The organism is Eikenella sp. NML120348 (genome assembly GCF_001648435.1).
Lineage (GTDB): Bacteria > Pseudomonadota > Gammaproteobacteria > Burkholderiales > Neisseriaceae > Eikenella > Eikenella exigua.
In genome coordinates this window covers 77,141-95,505 of sequence record NZ_LXSP01000007.1, presented here as the reverse complement: position 1 = coordinate 95,505, position 18,365 = coordinate 77,141, and the positions used below count along the sequence as shown (strand labels likewise).

Here is an 18,365-nt window from a genome sequence, read left to right as displayed (position 1 = left end):
TTATTCTTATTCTTCAGTGAAGTAAGTATGCCCAGTATGTACAGCATTGTCAAATTTGCTGAATTCGCCGGTAAATATCAGCGGAATTTTGCCAGTGGGGCCGTTACGGTGTTTGCCAATGATACATTCGGCCCCCCCTTTTTTATCGGTATCGGGGTGATAGTATTCGTCGCGATACATGAACATAATCAGGTCGGCATCCTGCTCGATGGCACCGGACTCACGCAAGTCGGACATCATGGGGCGTTTGTCGGTTCTGGATTCAACAGTACGTGACAGTTGGGAGAGGGCGATAATTGGAATATCCAATTCTCTGGCCAGTGACTTAAGTGAACGAGAAATTTCTCCCAATTCTGCTGCACGGTTGTTGTTATTGTGGCCGGTGCCGTTCATCAGCTGTAAGTAGTCGATAACCACCAGCCCTAATTTGCCTTTTCTTCTAGCCAGTCGGCGTACGCGGGCACGGACTTCCAACGAATTTAAGGCGGGAGTTTCGTCGATAAAGATGGGAGCGTCTGACAGTTTGTGCAGAGCGTCATTGAGCTTGCTCCAATGTTCGTCTTGCAATTGACCGGTTTTGAGTAAGCTCTGATCCAGCCTCCCAACCGAACCAAGCATACGCATTACCAGCTGCACACCGCCCATTTCCATCGAGAAGATGGCAACGGGCAGGTGCGTACTGATAGCGACGTTTTCCGCGATATTCAATGAAAAAGCGGTTTTCCCCATTGCTGGTCTCCCAGCGACGATGATGAGATCGCCGCCGTGCAAACCAGCTATTTTTTTATCTAGATCAATGAATCCGGTTGGAATGCCGGTTACATCGTCTTTATTTTCCCTCGAGTAAGCCTTGTCGATTTTGGCGACTGCTTCTTTCAGCATGGCAGGCATCTCTAAGAACTCGTGTTGCACTCTGCTGGTGCTTTCCGCGATTTTAAAAATTTTGGCTTCTGCCTCGTCTAACATTTGTTTGACGTCCTTGCCTTGCGGATTGTAAGCATTCCTAGCAATCTCTGTGCCAGCTTGTGCCAGTTGGCGCATGATGGAGCGGCTACGTACGATTTCGGCATAGCGGGAGATGTTGATGGCAGAGGCAGTATTTTGTGCTAAATCTACCAGATAGCCAAAGCCGCCAGCTTCCTCCAACACTTCTTCACGCTGCAATACTTCTTCCACGGTGATGGTGTCGGCGGGGCGGTTGCGTTCAGCCAGGTGGGAAATGGCGTGGAAAATTAGGCGGTGTTCGTAGCGGTAGAAGTCTTCTTCCGAGATGGTGCCGGCAATGCGGTCCCAGGCGGAGGAATCCACCATCAGTCCGCCCAATACCGACTGTTCGGCTTCTATGGAGTGTGGTGGTAGGGCGAGGCTTTCGTTGCTTTGGTCTTGAATATTCATAATTAGTTGTGGCGGGGGAATAGGGGCCCCTGAAAAATACGTTACTTAATGTGTGGTTCATGGCTACCTGAGAACCGGTATTCATTTGTTTTCCAGATAGTTTTCGAAGTGTGCTCCGACTGATCGGAGTAAACTGACAAATTCCGTCACTTTTGTTGCTTGCACACGGGGTATGGAGCAGTCCTTTAGTTCCGTCGGATAAGGCAGGTTCATTCGGCGCAGGCAGGACGCTCAACTATCAACACCGTAGTTTGGTTGTACCAATGCGCACACAAGGCGGCTGCGGCGGCTGCGGCCGGGGATGCGGCCGCATTCCTGTGCGGGGCTGTCGAAGTAGCTGCTGCGTGAGAAGGATTTGCTGCGGCTGTCTGAGTTGCGGCCTCGTCGGCTGTGGCGTGTTTCACGCGGCTCACGTGTTTCGCGCGAGGAGTGCTCGGCGGCGGGGCGGCTGCTTTCCTGCTGATGTTGCCACCAGCTCGGCTCGAAGCCCTCAATCCGTTCCACCGGCAGTTCTTTGCCAATGAGTTCTTTAATGGCTTCAAACATTTTCTGTTCGTCTTCATCCATCAGCGAGATGGCCACGCCCTCGGCGCCGGCGCGGCCGGTGCGGCCGATGCGGTGCACATAATCTTCGGCCTGGGTAGGCATTTCGTAGTTGATGACAAATGGCAGCTCGACAATGTCCAGCCCGCGTGCAGCCACGTCGGTGGCTACCAACACGCGCAGTTCGCCGGCTTTGAAGGCGGTGAGCGTTTCCAAGCGGGTTTGCTGTGATTTGTCGCCGTGAATCGGCGCCACGCTGAGACCGCGCCGTTTCAGATCGCGGGCTACCTGATCAACGCTCTGCTTGGTTTTGCAGAACACGATTACCTGGTTGATGTGCAAATCCACAATTAGCCGCTCCAGCAGATTGCGCTTTTGTACGGTGTCGATGGCGATGATGTGCTGTTCAACGCTGGCGCTGGTGGTATTTTGCGGGGCAGTTTGCACCTGTTCCGGCTGGTACATGAGATCTTGCGCCAGCTTGCGGATGGGAGGGGAGAATGTGGCGGAAAACAGCAGGGTTTGGCGCTGTTTGGGCAGCAGCTGCATGATGCGGCGGATGTCGTCGATGAAGCCCATGTCGAGCATGCGGTCGGCTTCGTCGAGCACCACGATTTCCACTTTATCCAGCCGGATATTTTTTTGCTGTACGTGATCCAGTAGGCGCCCCACGGTGGCCACCACGATTTCGCAGCCGGCGCGCAGGTCGGCAGTTTGTTTATCCATATTCATGCCGCCGAACAGCACGGTGTGGCGCAACGGCAGGTTTTTGATGTAGGCGGCGGTGTTTTGGTCGATTTGGTCGGCCAGTTCGCGGGTAGGGGTGAGCACCAGCATGCGCACCGGATGCATGGCGGGCGAGGTGCTGGTGGTGGCGTAGCGGCGCAGGCGTTCCAGGCTGGGCAGCATGAAGGCTGCAGTTTTGCCGGTGCCGGTTTGAGCAGCGGCCAACAGATCGTGGCCGGCCAATACTTTGGGGATAGCGGCGGTTTGGATGGCGGTGGGCTGCTCGTAGCCCTGGTCGGTCAGTGCGGCGGTGATTTCAGCGCTGAGGCCGAGATTGGTAAAGGGGTTGTTCATATTTGCTCCGTGTGGCAGCTGTGCGGTGGGCGGCTGCGGGGAATGGGGATGGGCTTTGGCGGCGGTTTGGATGAATTTGGCCGGCAAAGGCTGAAGGCTACCTGAAAGTAGGGGCGGTAACGAAGTTAAAGCAGGCCGGTGATACGCTTGAAAATTGTGCGCAAACCGGCACGGCAAAATGCCACAAAAAGTGTTTCAGGAGTAGGCAGTGGTCGGGAAACCCGACCAGAGGTTACCTGAAAACGTGGACTTCAATGAAATTCAAATAAAAGGCCGGCAATGCAAGATGCCGAACAGGCCGTATTGTGCCTGAAAAACCGGTTTTCAGGTAGCCTTTGCCGCGGCCTATTTCCAGATTTGCCGCGCATTCCGGCGCAGGTAGTCGGCATCGGAGAAGGTGGTGATCAGATGCGGTTTGAGGGCTATGAAGATGGCAGACAGCAGGCCGGTGAGGAAGGCTTCGCCCCAGGCAATCAGAAAGAACACCGGCAGCACGGAATCCAGCAGGATGGCAGTGGGAAATACTCCAGCCAGATACAGCAACACTCCATTGGCTGCCGTGCTGAGCAGGATGCCGGCAGCGGCGGCGAAAAAGCCGTTGAGGAAGATGTAGATAAACAGGTTGCGTGGCAGCCGCTGCACGATTTGCCGTGCCAGCGCCACGCCGACCAGCGGCGGCACAATGCCGGCCAAAACCGTTAGCCCCGCCACGCTTAAATCGCCCACGCCCTGCCACAGCCAGATATAGGGCAACAACAACAATACGACCAGGCAGAACGCTGCCGGAATGTCCACCATCAAGGCCAGTAGGCCGATACCCAGCAAATGGTAGCTCAACCCGCCCAGCATTCCGCCGGCTGGTGCGGCTCGCAGGCTCCAGCACAGCGCCACGATCAGCAGCCCAACCCATGCCGCCAAAGCCGGGCGTAGGGCGGCAGCAAACAATAGCAGGCACAGCACATCGGCGGCCAGTAGCCAGGGCAGGGGGAACCAGTGAGCGGGGAAATTCATGGAGTGTTAGCAGCTCAGATTTGCCAATCAATCGGCGGCAGACCGTGCTGTTGCAAATAGGCATTGGCCTGTGAGAAATGGCGGCAGCCGAAGAAGCCGCGGTGGGCGGAAAGCGGCGAGGGGTGCGGCGCGGTGAGCACCAGATGGCGGGCGCGGTTGATAATGGCACCTTTTTTCTGCGCATGGCTGCCCCACAGCATGAATACCAAGTGCTCGCGCCCTTCGTTGAGCACGGCAATCACGTGGTCGGTGAAGGTTTCCCAGCCCAGCGCGGCGTGAGAATGCGCCTGGCCGGCACGCACGGTGAGCACGGTGTTGAGCAGCAGCACACCCTGCTCTGCCCAGTTTTGCAGATAGCCGTGTTTAGGAATTTGAAAGCTAGGGATATCTTGTGCCAACTCTTTGTAAATATTTACCAGGGATGGCGGCACGGCCACGCCTTCGCGCACAGAAAAGGCCAGTCCGTGCGCTTGGTTGGCGCCATGATACGGGTCTTGCCCGAGGATGACCACGCGCACCCTGCCGAACTCGGTGGCGCGGAAGGCGTTGAACACGTCGGCGGCGGGCGGGTACACAATCTGCCCGGCTGCGCGCTCGTTGTGCACGCTATGGATGATGTGCTGGAAATAGGGTTGCTGCTTTTCCGCACCGATGGCTTCGTGCCAAGTTTGCATGGGAATTCCTTTTAGATGGGAAGAGGCTACCTGAAAAACGGGAACCGCCGTTTCAGGTAGCCTTTGGGGTTACATCAGCCAGCCGTCCGGCGTAACGGGTTGATTGTCAATTAAACGCACGACGCCGACCACTACGCGGAAGAGATACCAAAAGCAAATCACCACCACCAGCGGCACGCCGAGAATCACGCCGATAAAGGTAATGGTAAGCAGGAAGCCCACCACAAAGCCGATTAAGCTGCCCCAAAAAGTTCGCAGCAGAAATTGGATGTGGTCGAAATAAATCGTACCGCGCATATCGTCGCGCTTCACATAAGCCACAATGGCGCCGACGAAAGTAGGCAAGGTAAAGCCGACTATACCCAGCGCATACAGACCGTAAATCGCATACATATAGTTGCGCTGCTCAGGCGTGGGTGTGTTGGCAGTGGGCACGGGGTAGGCAGAATCGGGTTGTGTAGTCATGATGACACTCCTTGCAGGGGGTTAATGCGTATCCAGCTCGGCAAAACCTTTCACCAGATTGTCAATCTGCTTGAGCTGGCTCAAGAAGGGCTCAAGCTGGCTTAAGCGCAGGGCGCAGGGGCCGTCGCACTTGGCCTGCTCGGGATCGGGGTGGGCTTCCAAAAACAGCCCGGCCAGCCCCACCGCCATACCGGCGCGCGCCAAGGTAACAATCTGCTCGCGCCGCCCGCCGGCCGAATCGCTGCGTGCACCAGGCTGCTGCAGGCTGTGGGTAACGTCGAAAAACACCGGCACGTTCATCTGCTTCATGGTGTCAAAACCGAGCATATCCACCACTAAGTTGTTGTAGCCGAAGGCAGAGCCGCGCTCGCACAAGATGATTTTATCATTGCCCGCCTCCAGGCACTTGTTGATGATGTGTCGCATTTCATGCGGGGCGAGGAATTGCGCCTTTTTCACGTTGATAATCGCACCGGTGCGCGCCATGGCGTGCACCAGATCGGTTTGGCGGCTCAAAAAGGCCGGCAGCTGCAAAATATCGGCCACCTCCGCCGCTGGCGCGGCTTGGTAAGGTTCGTGGATGTCGGTAATCACTGGCACGCCGTAGGCCGATTTAATATCGGCCAACCATTGCAAACCCTCTTCCAAACCCGGTCCGCGGAAAGAATGCAGGCTGGATCGGTTGGCCTTGTCGAAACTGGCTTTGAATACATAGGGAATATCTAGCTTGCGGCAGATTTCCACATAAGTGGCGGCAATTTCCATGGCCAAATCGCGGCTTTCCAGCACGTTCATGCCGCCGAACAAAACAAAGGGGTGATTATTGGCAATGGCGAAGCCGTGAAGCGGGATTTGCGAAAGGGCGGTTTGCATGGCGTGCGTCCGTTGTTTGGGTGGATTTTAAAGATGGCACGATTATAGCGGAAAAAAAGGGGGAGAACGGAAGGCTTAAGATAGTTTATATATTTTCAGGTATCCTATTTGGGCAATGTAGGAAAATCAATGAATTGCCTGCTGCGCAACCTGAGCGCACTAGGCTTTGTGCCGAGATTTGAGTACAATACACTACATCAAAGTAACGTGTTTGCTGCAAGCAAACAGACCGCCAGCCGCCGCCGGAACCACAACCAAACAGAGGCTGGCGTTTGTTTCAGCCCGGCTGACAGCACGCGCCTTCGGGTGTAGAAAGTGGAACATGACCAAAGCGAAAACAACGCCGATTTTACCGCCCGCCATGCTGGGCATTTTGGGCGGAGGCCAGTTGGGCCGGATGTTTACCGTGGCCGCCAAACAAATGGGCTACAGCGTTACCGTGCTCGATCCCGATCCCAACTCCCCTGCTGCTGTGCTGGCCGACAAACACATCTGCGCCCCGTATGACGACCTCGGTGCACTGGCCGACCTTTCCACCTGCGCCGCCATTACCACCGAATTTGAAAACGTAAACGCCCAAGCCATGCGCGCCTTGGCCTTAGAAACCCGCGTTTGTCCCAGCGGCGATAGCGTGGAAATCGCCCAAAACCGCATTCAAGAAAAAGCCTGGATAGCCAAAGCCGGCCTCCAAACCGCGCCTTACCTGCCTGTTACCCAAGAAGCCGACCTCACCGACGAAGCCCTCGAGCCGCTCCTGCCCGGCATCTTCAAAACTGCCATGTTCGGCTATGACGGCAAAGGCCAGGTGCGCGTGTCCAGCCCGAAAGAAGCCCGCGCCGCTTTCAAACGGCTCGGCAGCGTGCCTTGCGTGTTGGAAAAAATGCTCAACCTGCATTCCGAGATTTCTGTGATCGTGTGCCGACTCAACAGCCAGCAGGTGGAATGTTTCCCGCCTGCCGAAAATCGCCACGAAGATGGCATCCTCGCTTACTCTATTGTGCCTGCCCGCTTGCCCGACGAAGTGCAGAAACAGGCACAGGAAATGGCCTGCCAGCTGGCCGAAGCCATGAATTACGTCGGCGTGCTGGCTGTGGAAATCTTCGTGATCGGCAACGACCACAAACTGATTGTGAACGAAATCGCCCCGCGCCCGCACAACTCCGGCCACTACACTTTGGATGCCTGCGCCAGCAACCAATTCGAACAGCAAGTGCGCCTCATGTGCGGTCTGCCGCCTGCCGATACCCGCCTGCTTTCTTGCTGCAGCATGGCCAACCTCTTGGGTGACATCTGGCTGCCCGAAGGCAAGGTAAACTGGTTGCCGCTCTTGCAACGCCCCGACGTGTGCTTGTATCTCTACGGTAAAAAAGATGCCCGCCCCAGCCGCAAGATGGGACACTTCACCGTGCTTTCCTCCCAATCTGCCGACATCGCTTTTATGCTCGCGCACAAATTGCAGCGGCAACTGCAGCGCAAAGGGAAATAACAAACGCCAACCCAACAGGGTTGCCAGGAACGGTGGCTCTGTTTTTTATGGGGAGCGGATACGGAGTAGCTTGGAGGGTAGAGGCTACCTGAAAATTTCAGGTAGCCTTTAATCTTGCCTGGCCGGTCTACAACGCGTTTTGCGGCCTGCCTTCGGCGAAGGCGGTGATATTGGCTTCGAGGATTTCGGTCATATTGAGCAGGGCTTCCTGGCTGGTCCAGGCGATATGCGGGGTAACGATGAGGTTGGGCAGCGGGGCGAGCAGGGGGTTGCCTTGGCGCGGTGGCTCTTGGCTGAGCACGTCGAAACCGGCGCCGCCGAGCCGGCCTTGTTGCAGAGCGGCGAATACGGCTTGTTCGTCGGCAAGACCACCGCGGCCGGTGTTGATGAGGATGGCGGTGGGTTTCATCAGGCGCAGCTCGGCTTCGCCTATCATGTGGCGGGTGTGCTCGTTGAGCGGGCAGTGCAAGGAAACGGCATCGGCCTGCTGCAGGGCTACCTGAAACGGGGTGTAGCCTTCGCGCACGGCGGCTGCGTGTTTGTGTTCGCCCCAGATGACTTTCATGCCGAAGGCCTGGGCGTAGCCGGCGAGTGTACGGCCGATGTTGCCGCGGCCGAAGATGGCGAGGGTTTTGCCGCCGAGGTCGTGCATGGGGGTGTTGAAGTGGACGAATTGGGGGGATTGTTGCCAGTCACCGGCGGCGATGTCGCGCATACAGGTGGGCAAGTGGCGGATAAGGGCGAGCAGCATCATGAAGGCGTGCTGGGCCACGCTTTCGCTGCTGTAGTTGCGCACGTTGCATACGGTAACGCCGGCGGCTTTGGCAGTGGCCAGATCGATGTGGTCGTAGCCGGTGGCGGCCACGGCGATGAGTTTGAGCTGGGGGTTGGCAGCGAGGTGTTCGGCGCGGATGGCAACTTTGTTGGTGATGGCGATTTGCGCACCGGCGAGGTGGGCGTTGGTTTGCTCGGGCGTGGTGGCAGGAAATTCGTGCAGGGAGTGGGGGAAGTTGAAAGAGAGCGGGCGGGCGGGAAGGGTGTCGCGGTCGAGGAAAACGATGTGCATGAATGGCTCCTTGGAACAGGGATATGAAGACGATATGGCCTGCAGCGAGTATAGCGCGAAACCAGGGGCGAGCGGCAGGCTACCTGAAAATTGGCGCCGCCTGCTTTCAGGTAGCCTTAATTAGATTTTCGGCGGCCTGCCGGTTTTAGCTTCATGGAACCACCGCTGCTTACTACTTTCACCGTTTGAGTTTGCTTTTTTTCATAGTTGCGAGCACTTGGAACGATTTGATGGCGAAGTAGAAGCAGATGAAGGTTATTTGGAAGGCGGCCGCAAAGGCAAACGCAGTCGCGGAGCAGACGGCAAAGTTATGGTATTCTGGCTGTTAAAGCGTAATGGCAAGGTTTACACCGTTACCGTAGCCAATATTAGCGACTACCCTACTGCCGATTATCCGGGAGCAGATAAGGCCGGACAGCGTAGCTTATACCGATTGTCACAGTATCCCAATGTATTGGATGTTAGCGAGTTTAGCCGCTTGCACATTAATTACCACACTCATTTTGCAGGCAGGCAAAACCACATTAACGGGATTGAGAATTTCTAGAACCGGGCCAAACGTCATTTATGCAAGCTCAACACAAAGACATTGCTGGAGATATTGAAGACGCTAAATCAGGCGAATAAGCCCGATTGCAGTTGTATTGGAAATGCTGCTGGAAAGCCTAGCGGCATTTTTGCTGGCTGGATAGATTGATGGAGAAAAGGCTACCTGAAACTTTAGATTGCAGCTGTGCTAGTGTGCTCATACTGGCTGGTGTGTGGATTTTCAGGCAGCCTTTAAGCCTCTCTCAAAAGGCTACCTGAAAGACAGTGTGGGCTAATGCTGTTTGAGGGGCAGTTTGATATGGGGTTTGGACGTAGTTTTAGGGGCGGGAGTAGGTGCGGCTTTGAAGCCGAGTTCGATTTGCTGCTCATCGCTGAACAGGTTGCTCCAGTCGCCGCTTTTATACCATTTGGGGCCGTCGGTTTCAATGGGATGTTGGATACGTTCGCAGCCATTGCCGCATTGCAGATCTTCGGTGCGGCAGTATTTGTCACAACCCCAGCAGATGCGTTCGGGGTGTTTGGGGGAAATGGGGAATTTTTTGGCCATGATGTGTGTCTTTTATTGATATGGTTTAAAACACGGCGGTGCGGGCTAAGGAGAGGATTCTTATAGCTGCTACTGCATTAGCTTGCTTTGCCTCAGCTACAATAATAAAAATCCCACTCTCATTGGCGCTGCACTTTGCGTACCTGCGAAATGGTATGCAGGGAATGGATGATTTGCTTGAGCTGTCCGAGGTTGGATACTTGGAGGCGGAAGCTGAATTCGATGAAGCCTTCGTTGTTTTCCTGCGCGGAGCTGAGGGTATCGACCGATTCGATGTCGGCACCATGCCGGGATACGGCCTGTGCCATGGCGGCGAGCAGGCCGTGGGCGCGTTTGGCGGATACGGTGATGCTGGTGTGGTAGGTTTTCTTTTGCTCGATGCCTTCCCAGTTGGCATCCAGCTGCTGCTCGGGTGGGGCTTTGAGGGTATTGGGGCAGGTATCGCAGTGGATGATGAGGCCGTGGTCTCTCACGAGCAGGGCTTTGATACTGTCGCCGGGGATGGGGTGGCAGCAGGAAGCAAGTTGGACACGGCCGCTGTCGCTGCTGCCCACGCTGATAGGGGCGATTTTCACGCCGTTGTTTTCGGGCTGGCGGCCGGCGATTTCGGCAATGTGCATGGCTACGGATACGGGGGCGAGCCTGCCCATGCCCACGTCGTAGAGGATGTCTTCGAAGCTGGTGTTTTTGCGGCTGAGATCGTCGAGATAGCTTTGCTTGAGATCTTCGGAGAGTAGGAGCTCTTGGGGCAGCAAGGCGGTGAGGGCGCGTTGCAGCAGTTGCTCACCCAGGCACACGGCATCGCCGCGGTCGATGTTTTTGAGTTTGTTGCGGATGGCACTGCGGGCGCGGCCGGAAATCACGAAGTTGAGCCAGGCCGGATTGGGACGGGCGGTGTTGGAAGTGATGATTTCCACGCTGTCGCCGGTGCGCAGGCGGGTGCGCAGGGAAACCATGTTGTTGTTGACGCGGGCGGCAATGCAGCGGTGGCCGATGTCGGTGTGCACGGCATAGGCGAAATCCACGGTCGTGGCGCCTTCGGGCAGCACGAGGATTTTGCCCTTTGGGGTAAATACATACACTTCACGCGGGAACAAATCCACTTTAACGTGTTCAAGGAATTCGATGGCGCTGTCGCCTTGGGCTTGGAAGTCGAGGATATTTTGCAACCATTGGTGGGTACGTTGGGCGGCAGGGTCGGTTTCGGGATTCTTGTAGAGTAGGTGGCTGGCCACGCCTTCTTCGGCCACTTTGTCCATATCGCGGGTTCGAATTTGCACTTCGATGGGCAGGCCGAATGGGCCGACTAGGGTGGTATGCAGGCTTTGGTAACCATTGGCCTTGGGGATGGCGATGTAGTCTTTGATATGGCCAGGCTTGGGTTTATAGAGGTTGTGTAGCGCGCCGAGGGCAGCGTAGCAGGCGGGGATGTTGTTTACGATGACGCGGAAACCGTAAATATCCATCACTTCGGAAAAATGCAGTTTTTTGTCCTGCATTTTCTTGTAGATGCTGTAGAGGTTTTTTTCACGGCCACGGATTTTGGCTTCGATATTGGCACTTACCAGCCGCTGGCTGAAGGCGCTCAATACTTTGCCCACCACGTCGCGGCGGTTGCGACGGCTGGCTTGGCGGGCGCGTTCGAGCACGGCGTAGCGGTTGGGCAGCAGATATTTGAAGGAGAGATCTTGCAGTTCGCGGTAGGCTTGGTTGAGGCCTATGCGGTTGGCGAGCTGGGCGTAGATTTCCAGCGTTTCATGGGCGATGCGGCGGCGGCTGTCGGGCTTTTTGGCATCGAGCGTGCGCATATTGTGCAGACGGTCGGAGAGTTTGATGATGATGACACGGATGTCTTTGGTCATCGCCATGATCAGCTTGCGGAAGCTCTCGGCCTGGTGCTCGGCCTGGCTGTCGTATTCGAGCTTTTCCAGCTTGGAAAGGCCGTCCACCATGTCGGCGATGGCTTGGCCGAATTCGGCGGTAAGCTCTTCTTTGCTCGTGCCAGTGTCTTCGAGCACGTCGTGCAGCACACCAGCGCACAGGCCTTGGGCATCGATGTGCCATTCGGCCAGCTGTTGAGTCACGGCCATGGGGTGGGTAATGTAGGGCACGCCACTGTTGCGGAATTGGTTTTGGTGGGCGCGGATGCCGAAATCGCAGGCGCGGTTGAGCAGGCTTTGTTCTTCGGTTTTCAGGTAGCCTGCGGCGTGCAGCAGGGATTGGCGGCTGCGTTCGATGATGAGGTGGTAAACCTCGTTGATTTGCCGGCGGCACTGGGTGAGCTGGGCTTCTTGGTTGGCTTCGGTATCTGTGTGGATATGGGCGATGATTTCGATGCATACTTCGCCGAATGTGGGCTGCAAAAAGGCAGGGTCGGCCTGTGTGCCGAGGTCTTCCATGGCAATTTGTACCAGCACCGCGCACAGGGCGTGTACGCGCTGTTTTTCTTCGGCCAGTGCGGCGGTGAGGCGGAAGGCGCGTTCGAGCCGCTCGGGCTGCCCCTGCTTGGTGGCGGTGTCGTAAATGTAAACGCAGGCAGCTTCGAGCAAGGCCCAGCGCTCCATTTTTTTCAGGTAGCCTGTTTGGGCAAACAGGTGTTCACGCCAGGCAGCAACGGGGGCGGCATAATCGGCGCTGGGGGCAATCATAGTTACTTGCTGCGGGAAAGAATTTCTTCGCCGATTTGGCCGGCAGCGATTTCGCGCAGGGCGGTTACAGTTGGTTTGTTGTTGCGGATATCGTCCACCAGCGGCATGGAGCCGTTGGCCAGCTGGCGGGCGCGGTAGGCGGCGGCCAGGGTGAGGTTGAAGTGGTTGGGGATACGGCTGATGCAGTCTTCTACAGTAATACGTGCCATGATGTGTTCCTTAAATATGTTGTGAATTAAATGGGGTAAATGTTTTTAGGTGGCCTATTGGCAGGTTGAAGCTGCCTGAAAAGATTAATTCGGAATTGGCTCAGGCGTTTTCGCTACCGCCAAGCAGTTTGGTGAGGAAGGGCGTTTGGTTTTCCAAATGAAAACGCTGGGATTTGATAATGTGCAGCAGGGCAGCTTCGGCGGCAGTGAGGTCGTCGTTGATCACTAGGTAGTCGAACAGGCGTGCCTGTTCGATTTCGTTGCGCGCTTCGGCCAGCCGCATAGCAATCACCTGCGGGGCATCGGCGGCGCGCTGGCGCAGGCGCTGTTCCAAAGTGCCTAAGGAGGGCGGGGCGATGAAGATGCTGTAGGCCTGTGGCAGCTGGCGGCGGATTTGCTCCGCGCCTTGGGTGTCGATTTCGAGGATAACGTCGGTGCCTTGGCGGGTGAGGCTTTCCAGGCTTTGGGTGCTGGTGCCGTAGTAGTTGCCGTACACTTTGGCGTACTCCACGAATCGGCCTTCTTCTATCATGCGCTCGAATTCGGGTACGCTGACGAAGTGGTAGTGCTTGCCGTTTTCTTCGCCCCGGCGCGGGGCACGGGTGGTGTGGGAAATGGACACGCGGATGTCGGAATGGTGCTGCAGCAGCCGGGCGATCAGTGTAGTTTTGCCGGTGCCGGAGGCAGCGGAAATAACGAAAATATTGCCTTGCATGGTACAGAAAATTTTTAGTTGAAACTCGGGCGTATTATCGCATAGCATTCAGGGCTTTGGAAGGGTGGCAGATAGGGCTTTGCACTTTGTTGGTGTGTAGTTTTCAGGTAGCCTTTACTCAGGCAGGCTACCTGAAAACTGAAAACCCCCGTGCTTTTGCTTTTGCGGGAAACGGGGTAAAATTATGCTTTCCAAAGTGGGCATTTCATCATGACCAAATTTATTTTCGTAACCGGCGGAGTGGTATCTTCCTTAGGGAAAGGTATCGCCGCCGCTTCTATTGCCGCCATTCTTGAATCGCGCGGGCTGAACGTAACCATGCTTAAGCTGGATCCGTATATCAACGTGGATCCTGGTACGATGAGCCCCTTCCAGCACGGCGAGGTGTTCGTGACCGAAGACGGTGCGGAAACCGACCTCGACCTCGGCCACTACGAACGTTTTATCGACGCCAAGCTTACCCGCGCCAACAGCTTCAGCGCCGGGCAGGTGTATGAAAACGTGATTGCCAAAGAGCGGCGCGGCGACTATTTGGGCGGCACGGTGCAGGTGATTCCGCACATCACTGATGAAATCAAACGCCGCATCCACGAAGGTGCGGCCAATAAAGACGTGGCTATTGTGGAAATCGGCGGCACGGTGGGCGACATCGAATCGCTACCATTTTTGGAAGCTATCCGCCAGATGCGCAGCCAGCTCAGCCGCGCTAACACGCTGTTTGTACACTTAAGCTACGTTCCCTACATCGCCGCTGCTGGCGAAATCAAAACCAAGCCCACCCAGCATTCGGTGAAAGAATTGCGCGAAATCGGTATCCAGCCCGACGTGCTCATCTGCCGTATGGACAGACTGCTGCCCGAAGAAGAGCGGCGAAAAATCGCCTTGTTCTGCAACGTGGAAGAGCGCGCCGTGATCGGCTGCTACGATGCCGACAGCATCTACAAAATTCCTGAAATGCTACACGGCCAGGGCATCGATGATGCCATCTGCGAGCAGCTCCAGCTCAACATCCGGCAGGCCGATCTCACTGAATGGCGCAAAATCGTGTATGCCATCGAGCATCCGAAGCACACCGTGCACATCGCCATGGTGGGCAAATATGTGGATCTAACCGAATCCTACAAATCGCTCAGCGAAGCTCTGAAGCACGCTGGCATCCACACCGAAACCAAAGTGTGCATCACCTATATCGACAGCGAAAACATCGAAACCGAAGGCACGGACTGCCTGAAAAACTTCGATGCCATTCTCGTGCCCGGCGGTTTCGGCGTGCGCGGCGTGGAAGGCAAAATCGCTGCTGCCCGCTATGCCCGCGAAAACAAAGTGCCCTATTTGGGTATTTGTCTCGGTATGCAGATTGCGCTCATCGAGTTTGCCCGCCACATGGCTGGCATGGAAGGCGCCAATTCCACCGAGTTTGATTTGAAAACGCCCTATCCCGTGGTGGCGCTGATTGATGAATGGCAAACCGCCGACGGCGTGGTAGAAAAGCGCGACGAACACGCCGATTTGGGCGGCACCATGCGCCTGGGTGCGCAGGAAGTGGCGCTCGCCGACGGCAGCCTGGCCGCCGCCATCTACGGCAGCACTAATATCAAAGAACGCCACCGCCACCGCTATGAAGTAAACAACCATTTCGTACCGGCGCTGGAAAAGGCCGGGCTGGTCATCAGCGGCGTATCCGGCGGGCGCGAACGTTTGGTGGAAACCATCGAGTTGCCGCAGGGTACGCATCCTTGGTTCTTCGCCAGTCAGTTCCACCCCGAATTCACTTCCACTCCGCGCAAAGGGCACCCGCTGTTTACTTCGTTTATCAAGGCGGCCTTGCAGCATAAGGAATAGGCACGTGTGCGATTGAATAAAGGCTACCTGAAAATTTTCAGATAGCCTTTTGCCCGGCGGCCGATGCTTATTTGAGGGAATCCAACAGGCCGCTCAAGTTCAGCAGGAACAGCAGGGTAAATCCGGTGAGGTAGATGAGGCCGATGATGGCGAGGAAGTTCATGCCGGCGGTGAGCTTATGGCGTTTATCGCCTTTCACCAGGCGGTAGTTGAGTTAGGCAAACACGGGGGCGGATAGGAAGGCAGTGATCATGGCGAATTTGAGCAGTTCGGCCATGGCGCTGTTGAACCAGAAAATCACTACCAATCCGGAGCCGGTCACCCAAGTATTCCAGGCGAAAAGCTCGATGTTGCCGGTTTTATCGCGGCCGCGCAGCAGGCGGATGGGCTCGGCAATGGCGCGGGCGTAGCCGTCCACTACGGTGATAGTGGTGCAGTACATACAGGCGAAGGCGATGAAGGCCACCAGCGGGCGCGACCAGTCGCCGATGGTGGCGGCATACATATTGATCAGCTGGTTCACGTATTTGCCGCCCGCCATCTGCACTTCTTCGCCGTTGCCGTATTGCACATAGGCACCCAGGGCGAGGAACACCACGGCCAGCACCGCGCTGGTGATGAAGCCGACGTTGAAGTCGAAAATACCGTCGCGGTAGCTGGAAGGATTAAGCCGTTGTTTTTCGGTAACCCACAGCGAATTGATGGCCGAAATTTCAATCGGCGCCGGCATCTAGCCCATCAGTGCGATGAGGAAGCCTAAGGCGGTGAATGTCCACGGGGTAGGCTCGATAAAGTCGGGCTTCATCTGCATGCCGCGCGACATAGCGATAGCGGCTGCGGCCGCGGTGGCGATGGTGAGGCTGACGATGATGATTTTGGAGACGTTGTCCAAAGCTTTGTAGCGCCCACTGGCGAGGATAATCAGGCAGGAAGCCATAATCAGCGCGGAGATTGCGCCTACATTCAACGTCAGTGAAGGAATCGCCATTTTGACAATAGCGGCGGTAACTACGGCCACTGCGCCGGCGTTAATCGTGGCCGATGCCACGCACAAAATCAGGAACACCCACAGATAAAAGCGGCTTTTCTCGGCATAGCCCTCAATCAGGCTTTTGCCCATGTCCAGCGTGTAGTGTGCGCTGAAGCGGAAAAACGGGTATTTAAACAGGTTGGTGAGGATAATAATCAGCGCCAGCTGCCAGCCGTAGAGCGCGCCGGCCTGGGTGGATGCAATCAGGTGTGAGCCGCCCACCGCTGCCGAGGCCATCATGATGCCGGGGCCCAAGGCGTTGATTTTGCTTTTCCAAGTTGAAGTGTGTACGTGGTGTTCAGACATGTTTCTTTTCCGCCGTTGCGGGAGGTCTTCACGAAAAAAGGGCGCATTTTAACGTAAATCAAAACGCGCCCTGATAATATTCGGCTATTTTGTGTTTTATTTTTTCAAAATACAGGAAATCAAGATAAAAAATCCATTTTTTTTTCGGCATATTATGCTTGAAATCTTTTTTCAGGTAGCCTGCTATCGCTTTTTGCCCATCGTCAGCCGTGCCAAAAATAACGCACGATGTGGAAGAAAATCGGTGCGGCGAAGCAGATGGAATCGACGCGGTCGAGCATGCCGCCGTGGCCGCGTATCAAGTTGCCCCAGTCTTTCACGCCGTAATCGCGCTTGATGGCCGACATCACCAGCCCGCCGAAGAAACCCATTAGGCAGATAGTGAAACCGATGGCGGCAGCCTGGCCGTGGCTAAACGGTGTAATCGGCGACATCAATGCGGCAAGCGCAGTGGCAGACAAAATGCCGCCGACCGTGCCGGATATGGTTTTAGACGGAGAAAGCGACGGCATGATTTTGGCACCGCCCACCAGTTTGCCCCAAACGTATTGCAACACGTCTGAAGCCTGTACCACGCCGATCAGGAAAATCAGCAACAGGATATTGCCGCTGCTGTCGAAATCGTCCAAATTCAGGAACATCAGGGCGGGAACGTGTGAAAGGCAGAAGATGCAGATCATCGCCATCCACTGCGTTTTGGCGGCACGTTCGAGGAAATGGGCGGTTTGACCGCTCAGGCTGGCGATAATCGGCAACACCAAAAAGCCGTACACGGGGATGAAAATGCTGAACATGCCGTACCAGCCGTCATAAACAAAATAATATTGCACTGGCAGCAGCAGGTAGAAGCAGGTTACCATGCTGTAGTAATCACTGCGGCGGCGATAAACGAGAGTCATGAATTCACGCAGGGCAGCAAATGAAATCAGAAAAAACAACACCACCGTACCGGTTTTGCCAAACCAGAAGGCAGCCAGCAGCACCAGCGTCATCAGCCACCAAGCGTAGATGCGGGCATTGAGGTTGGCAATGGTGGCATTGCCTGCACCGTTTTTGCGTTTCAGCCATTGCCCGATGATGCTGGTAAAAATCAATACGGCGAATACGCCGGTAAAGATATAGCTTGCCTGTGGGGTGAGATGGGCGGCGGTTTGTTCGGTAATGATTTGGCTGGATGTGTTGGCAAAGCTCATGATGCTTCTCCTGTGTTTTGGTGCGGCTCACTGTGTTCGTTTGGGCGAACATCGTTGCCCTCGTTTTGGCGAAGCTCACTCCGTTCGCTTTCAGACGGATTCAAAGCCAGCAGGGCTTCACGGCTGCGGGCGAGGAAGGCTTCTTTGTCTTCATCTTCGCGTAGGGTCAGCGGTTCGCCGATGTGGACTTCGCACAACAGCGGCACGGGCAGCACTTTGCCTTTGGGCAGGACGCGGTTGATGTTGTCTATCCATACCGGCACAAATTCGGTATCCGGTTTGCTTTTGGCTAGATGGTAAATACCTGATTTGAATGGGAGCAAGATTTTGTTTTCGTCCGTATTGCGTGTGCCTTCTGGGAAGATAATCAGCGAATTGCCCGCTTGGAGCGCGTGGTTCATCTGCTCGGTAATCAACTGCGGGTTGTTGCTGTGGCGCGGAATCAAGAGCGCGTTGAAAACGTTTTGGATGATGAAGCGTTTGAGTTTGTTGGTTAGCCAGTAATCCGAGCCAGCAACGGGACGCGTGGAAAAGCGCCAACGTCGCGGCAGGGAAATCCACACCAGCAAGAAATCACCATGGCTGCCGTGATTGGCGTAATACACTTTCTGCTGCGGGTTGAACGCCAACTCGCGCGAGCTTTTGGGTTGGACGCCGGTGAGGAAGGATACCGACAGGCACAGTGCTTGGTCGGTGAGCCAGGCAAGTTGTTTTTTAATGAAATTTTTCATGG

At 55.7% G+C, this 18,365-nt stretch carries 16 protein-coding genes and 2 pseudogenes; 4 read left to right on the top strand and 14 right to left on the bottom strand.

The window, feature by feature from the left end:
* Positions 1–6: 6 nt before the first annotated feature.
* The 6 genes from dnaB to kdsA all read right to left on the bottom strand — a co-directional run bounded on the left by dnaB (position 7) and on the right by kdsA (position 6,041).
* Positions 7–1,395, bottom strand: coding sequence for a replicative DNA helicase (gene dnaB / locus A7P99_RS09185; protein WP_067687307.1), 1,389 nt, complete (start codon positions 1,393–1,395; stop codon positions 7–9).
* Positions 1,396–1,626: 231 nt separating this feature from the next.
* The gene (locus A7P99_RS09180; protein ID WP_067448629.1) at positions 1,627–3,018 is read right to left on the bottom strand and encodes a DEAD/DEAH box helicase; all 1,392 of its coding nucleotides are present in this window, start codon (positions 3,016–3,018) and stop codon (positions 1,627–1,629) included.
* Between the two features lie 345 nt (positions 3,019–3,363).
* The gene (locus tag A7P99_RS09175) at positions 3,364–4,029 is read right to left on the bottom strand and encodes an energy-coupling factor ABC transporter permease (protein WP_067448590.1); all 666 of its coding nucleotides are present in this window, start codon (positions 4,027–4,029) and stop codon (positions 3,364–3,366) included.
* Between the two features lie 14 nt (positions 4,030–4,043).
* Positions 4,044–4,709 (bottom strand): uracil-DNA glycosylase, encoded by a 666-nt coding sequence (gene ung / locus A7P99_RS09170; RefSeq protein ID WP_255361294.1) that lies wholly within the window; start codon positions 4,707–4,709, stop codon positions 4,044–4,046.
* Positions 4,710–4,772: 63 nt separating this feature from the next.
* On the bottom strand, positions 4,773–5,168 hold the full coding sequence (locus A7P99_RS09165) for a hypothetical protein (RefSeq protein ID WP_197474755.1): 396 nt from the start codon (positions 5,166–5,168) through the stop codon (positions 4,773–4,775).
* 21 nt (positions 5,169–5,189) lie between these two features.
* Positions 5,190–6,041 (bottom strand): 3-deoxy-8-phosphooctulonate synthase, encoded by an 852-nt coding sequence (kdsA, locus tag A7P99_RS09160; protein WP_067448585.1) that lies wholly within the window; start codon positions 6,039–6,041, stop codon positions 5,190–5,192.
* A 322-nt stretch (positions 6,042–6,363) separates the two neighbouring features.
* Here kdsA and A7P99_RS09150 point away from each other — a divergent pair, with 322 nt between their 5' ends.
* On the top strand, positions 6,364–7,527 hold the full coding sequence (locus A7P99_RS09150; RefSeq protein ID WP_067528275.1) for a 5-(carboxyamino)imidazole ribonucleotide synthase: 1,164 nt from the start codon (positions 6,364–6,366) through the stop codon (positions 7,525–7,527).
* A 127-nt stretch (positions 7,528–7,654) separates the two neighbouring features.
* On the opposite strand, the gene A7P99_RS09145 is transcribed toward A7P99_RS09150, so the two are convergent.
* On the bottom strand, positions 7,655–8,593 hold the full coding sequence (locus tag A7P99_RS09145; RefSeq protein WP_067448579.1) for a D-2-hydroxyacid dehydrogenase: 939 nt from the start codon (positions 8,591–8,593) through the stop codon (positions 7,655–7,657).
* Here A7P99_RS09145 and A7P99_RS10620 point away from each other — a divergent pair.
* Together A7P99_RS10620 and A7P99_RS10160 are read left to right on the top strand one after the other, a co-directional pair.
* Positions 8,592–8,717 (top strand): hypothetical protein, encoded by a 126-nt coding sequence (locus tag A7P99_RS10620; protein ID WP_255361292.1) that lies wholly within the window; start codon positions 8,592–8,594, stop codon positions 8,715–8,717. The two genes, A7P99_RS09145 and A7P99_RS10620, sit on opposite strands and share 2 nt — an antisense overlap.
* Positions 8,718–8,751: 34 nt before the next feature.
* Positions 8,752–9,137 (top strand): annotated as a pseudogene (locus tag A7P99_RS10160) (transposase); the annotation flags it as partial.
* 276 nt (positions 9,138–9,413) lie between these two features.
* Here A7P99_RS10160 and A7P99_RS09135 read toward each other — a convergent pair.
* The 4 genes from A7P99_RS09135 to gmk all read right to left on the bottom strand — a co-directional run bounded on the left by A7P99_RS09135 (position 9,414) and on the right by gmk (position 13,261).
* Complete coding sequence (locus A7P99_RS09135) at positions 9,414–9,689, bottom strand: DUF3079 domain-containing protein (protein WP_067442654.1); 276 nt, start codon at positions 9,687–9,689, stop codon at positions 9,414–9,416.
* Between the two features lie 119 nt (positions 9,690–9,808).
* Positions 9,809–12,337, bottom strand: a complete 2,529-nt coding sequence (locus A7P99_RS09130; RefSeq protein ID WP_156499735.1) for a bifunctional (p)ppGpp synthetase/guanosine-3',5'-bis(diphosphate) 3'-pyrophosphohydrolase — start codon at positions 12,335–12,337, stop codon at positions 9,809–9,811.
* Positions 12,338–12,339: 2 nt separating this feature from the next.
* The gene (gene rpoZ, locus A7P99_RS09125) at positions 12,340–12,546 is read right to left on the bottom strand and encodes a DNA-directed RNA polymerase subunit omega (protein ID WP_067442656.1); all 207 of its coding nucleotides are present in this window, start codon (positions 12,544–12,546) and stop codon (positions 12,340–12,342) included.
* A 100-nt stretch (positions 12,547–12,646) separates the two neighbouring features.
* Positions 12,647–13,261 carry a guanylate kinase gene (gmk, locus tag A7P99_RS09120; protein ID WP_067687310.1) on the bottom strand — a complete coding sequence of 205 codons (615 nt, stop codon included), beginning with the start codon at positions 13,259–13,261 and terminating at the stop codon, positions 12,647–12,649.
* A 210-nt stretch (positions 13,262–13,471) separates the two neighbouring features.
* On the opposite strand from gmk, the gene A7P99_RS09115 reads away from it, so the two are divergent.
* A complete protein-coding gene (locus tag A7P99_RS09115) occupies positions 13,472–15,103 on the top strand; it encodes a CTP synthase (protein ID WP_067448572.1) in 1,632 nt (543 codons plus the stop codon).
* Between the two features lie 67 nt (positions 15,104–15,170).
* Here the strand turns inward: A7P99_RS09115 and A7P99_RS09110 are convergent.
* The 3 genes and pseudogenes from A7P99_RS09110 to A7P99_RS09100 all read right to left on the bottom strand — a co-directional run bounded on the left by A7P99_RS09110 (position 15,171) and on the right by A7P99_RS09100 (position 18,363).
* Positions 15,171–16,439 (bottom strand): annotated as a pseudogene (locus A7P99_RS09110) (NRAMP family divalent metal transporter).
* 203 nt (positions 16,440–16,642) lie between these two features.
* Positions 16,643–17,632, bottom strand: coding sequence for a phosphatidate cytidylyltransferase (locus A7P99_RS09105; RefSeq protein WP_067448570.1), 990 nt, complete (start codon positions 17,630–17,632; stop codon positions 16,643–16,645).
* The gene (locus tag A7P99_RS09100) at positions 17,629–18,363 is read right to left on the bottom strand and encodes a lysophospholipid acyltransferase family protein (protein ID WP_067448568.1); all 735 of its coding nucleotides are present in this window, start codon (positions 18,361–18,363) and stop codon (positions 17,629–17,631) included. Before A7P99_RS09100 ends, A7P99_RS09105 begins: the two co-directional genes overlap by 4 nt.
* Positions 18,364–18,365: the final 2 nt, after the last annotated feature.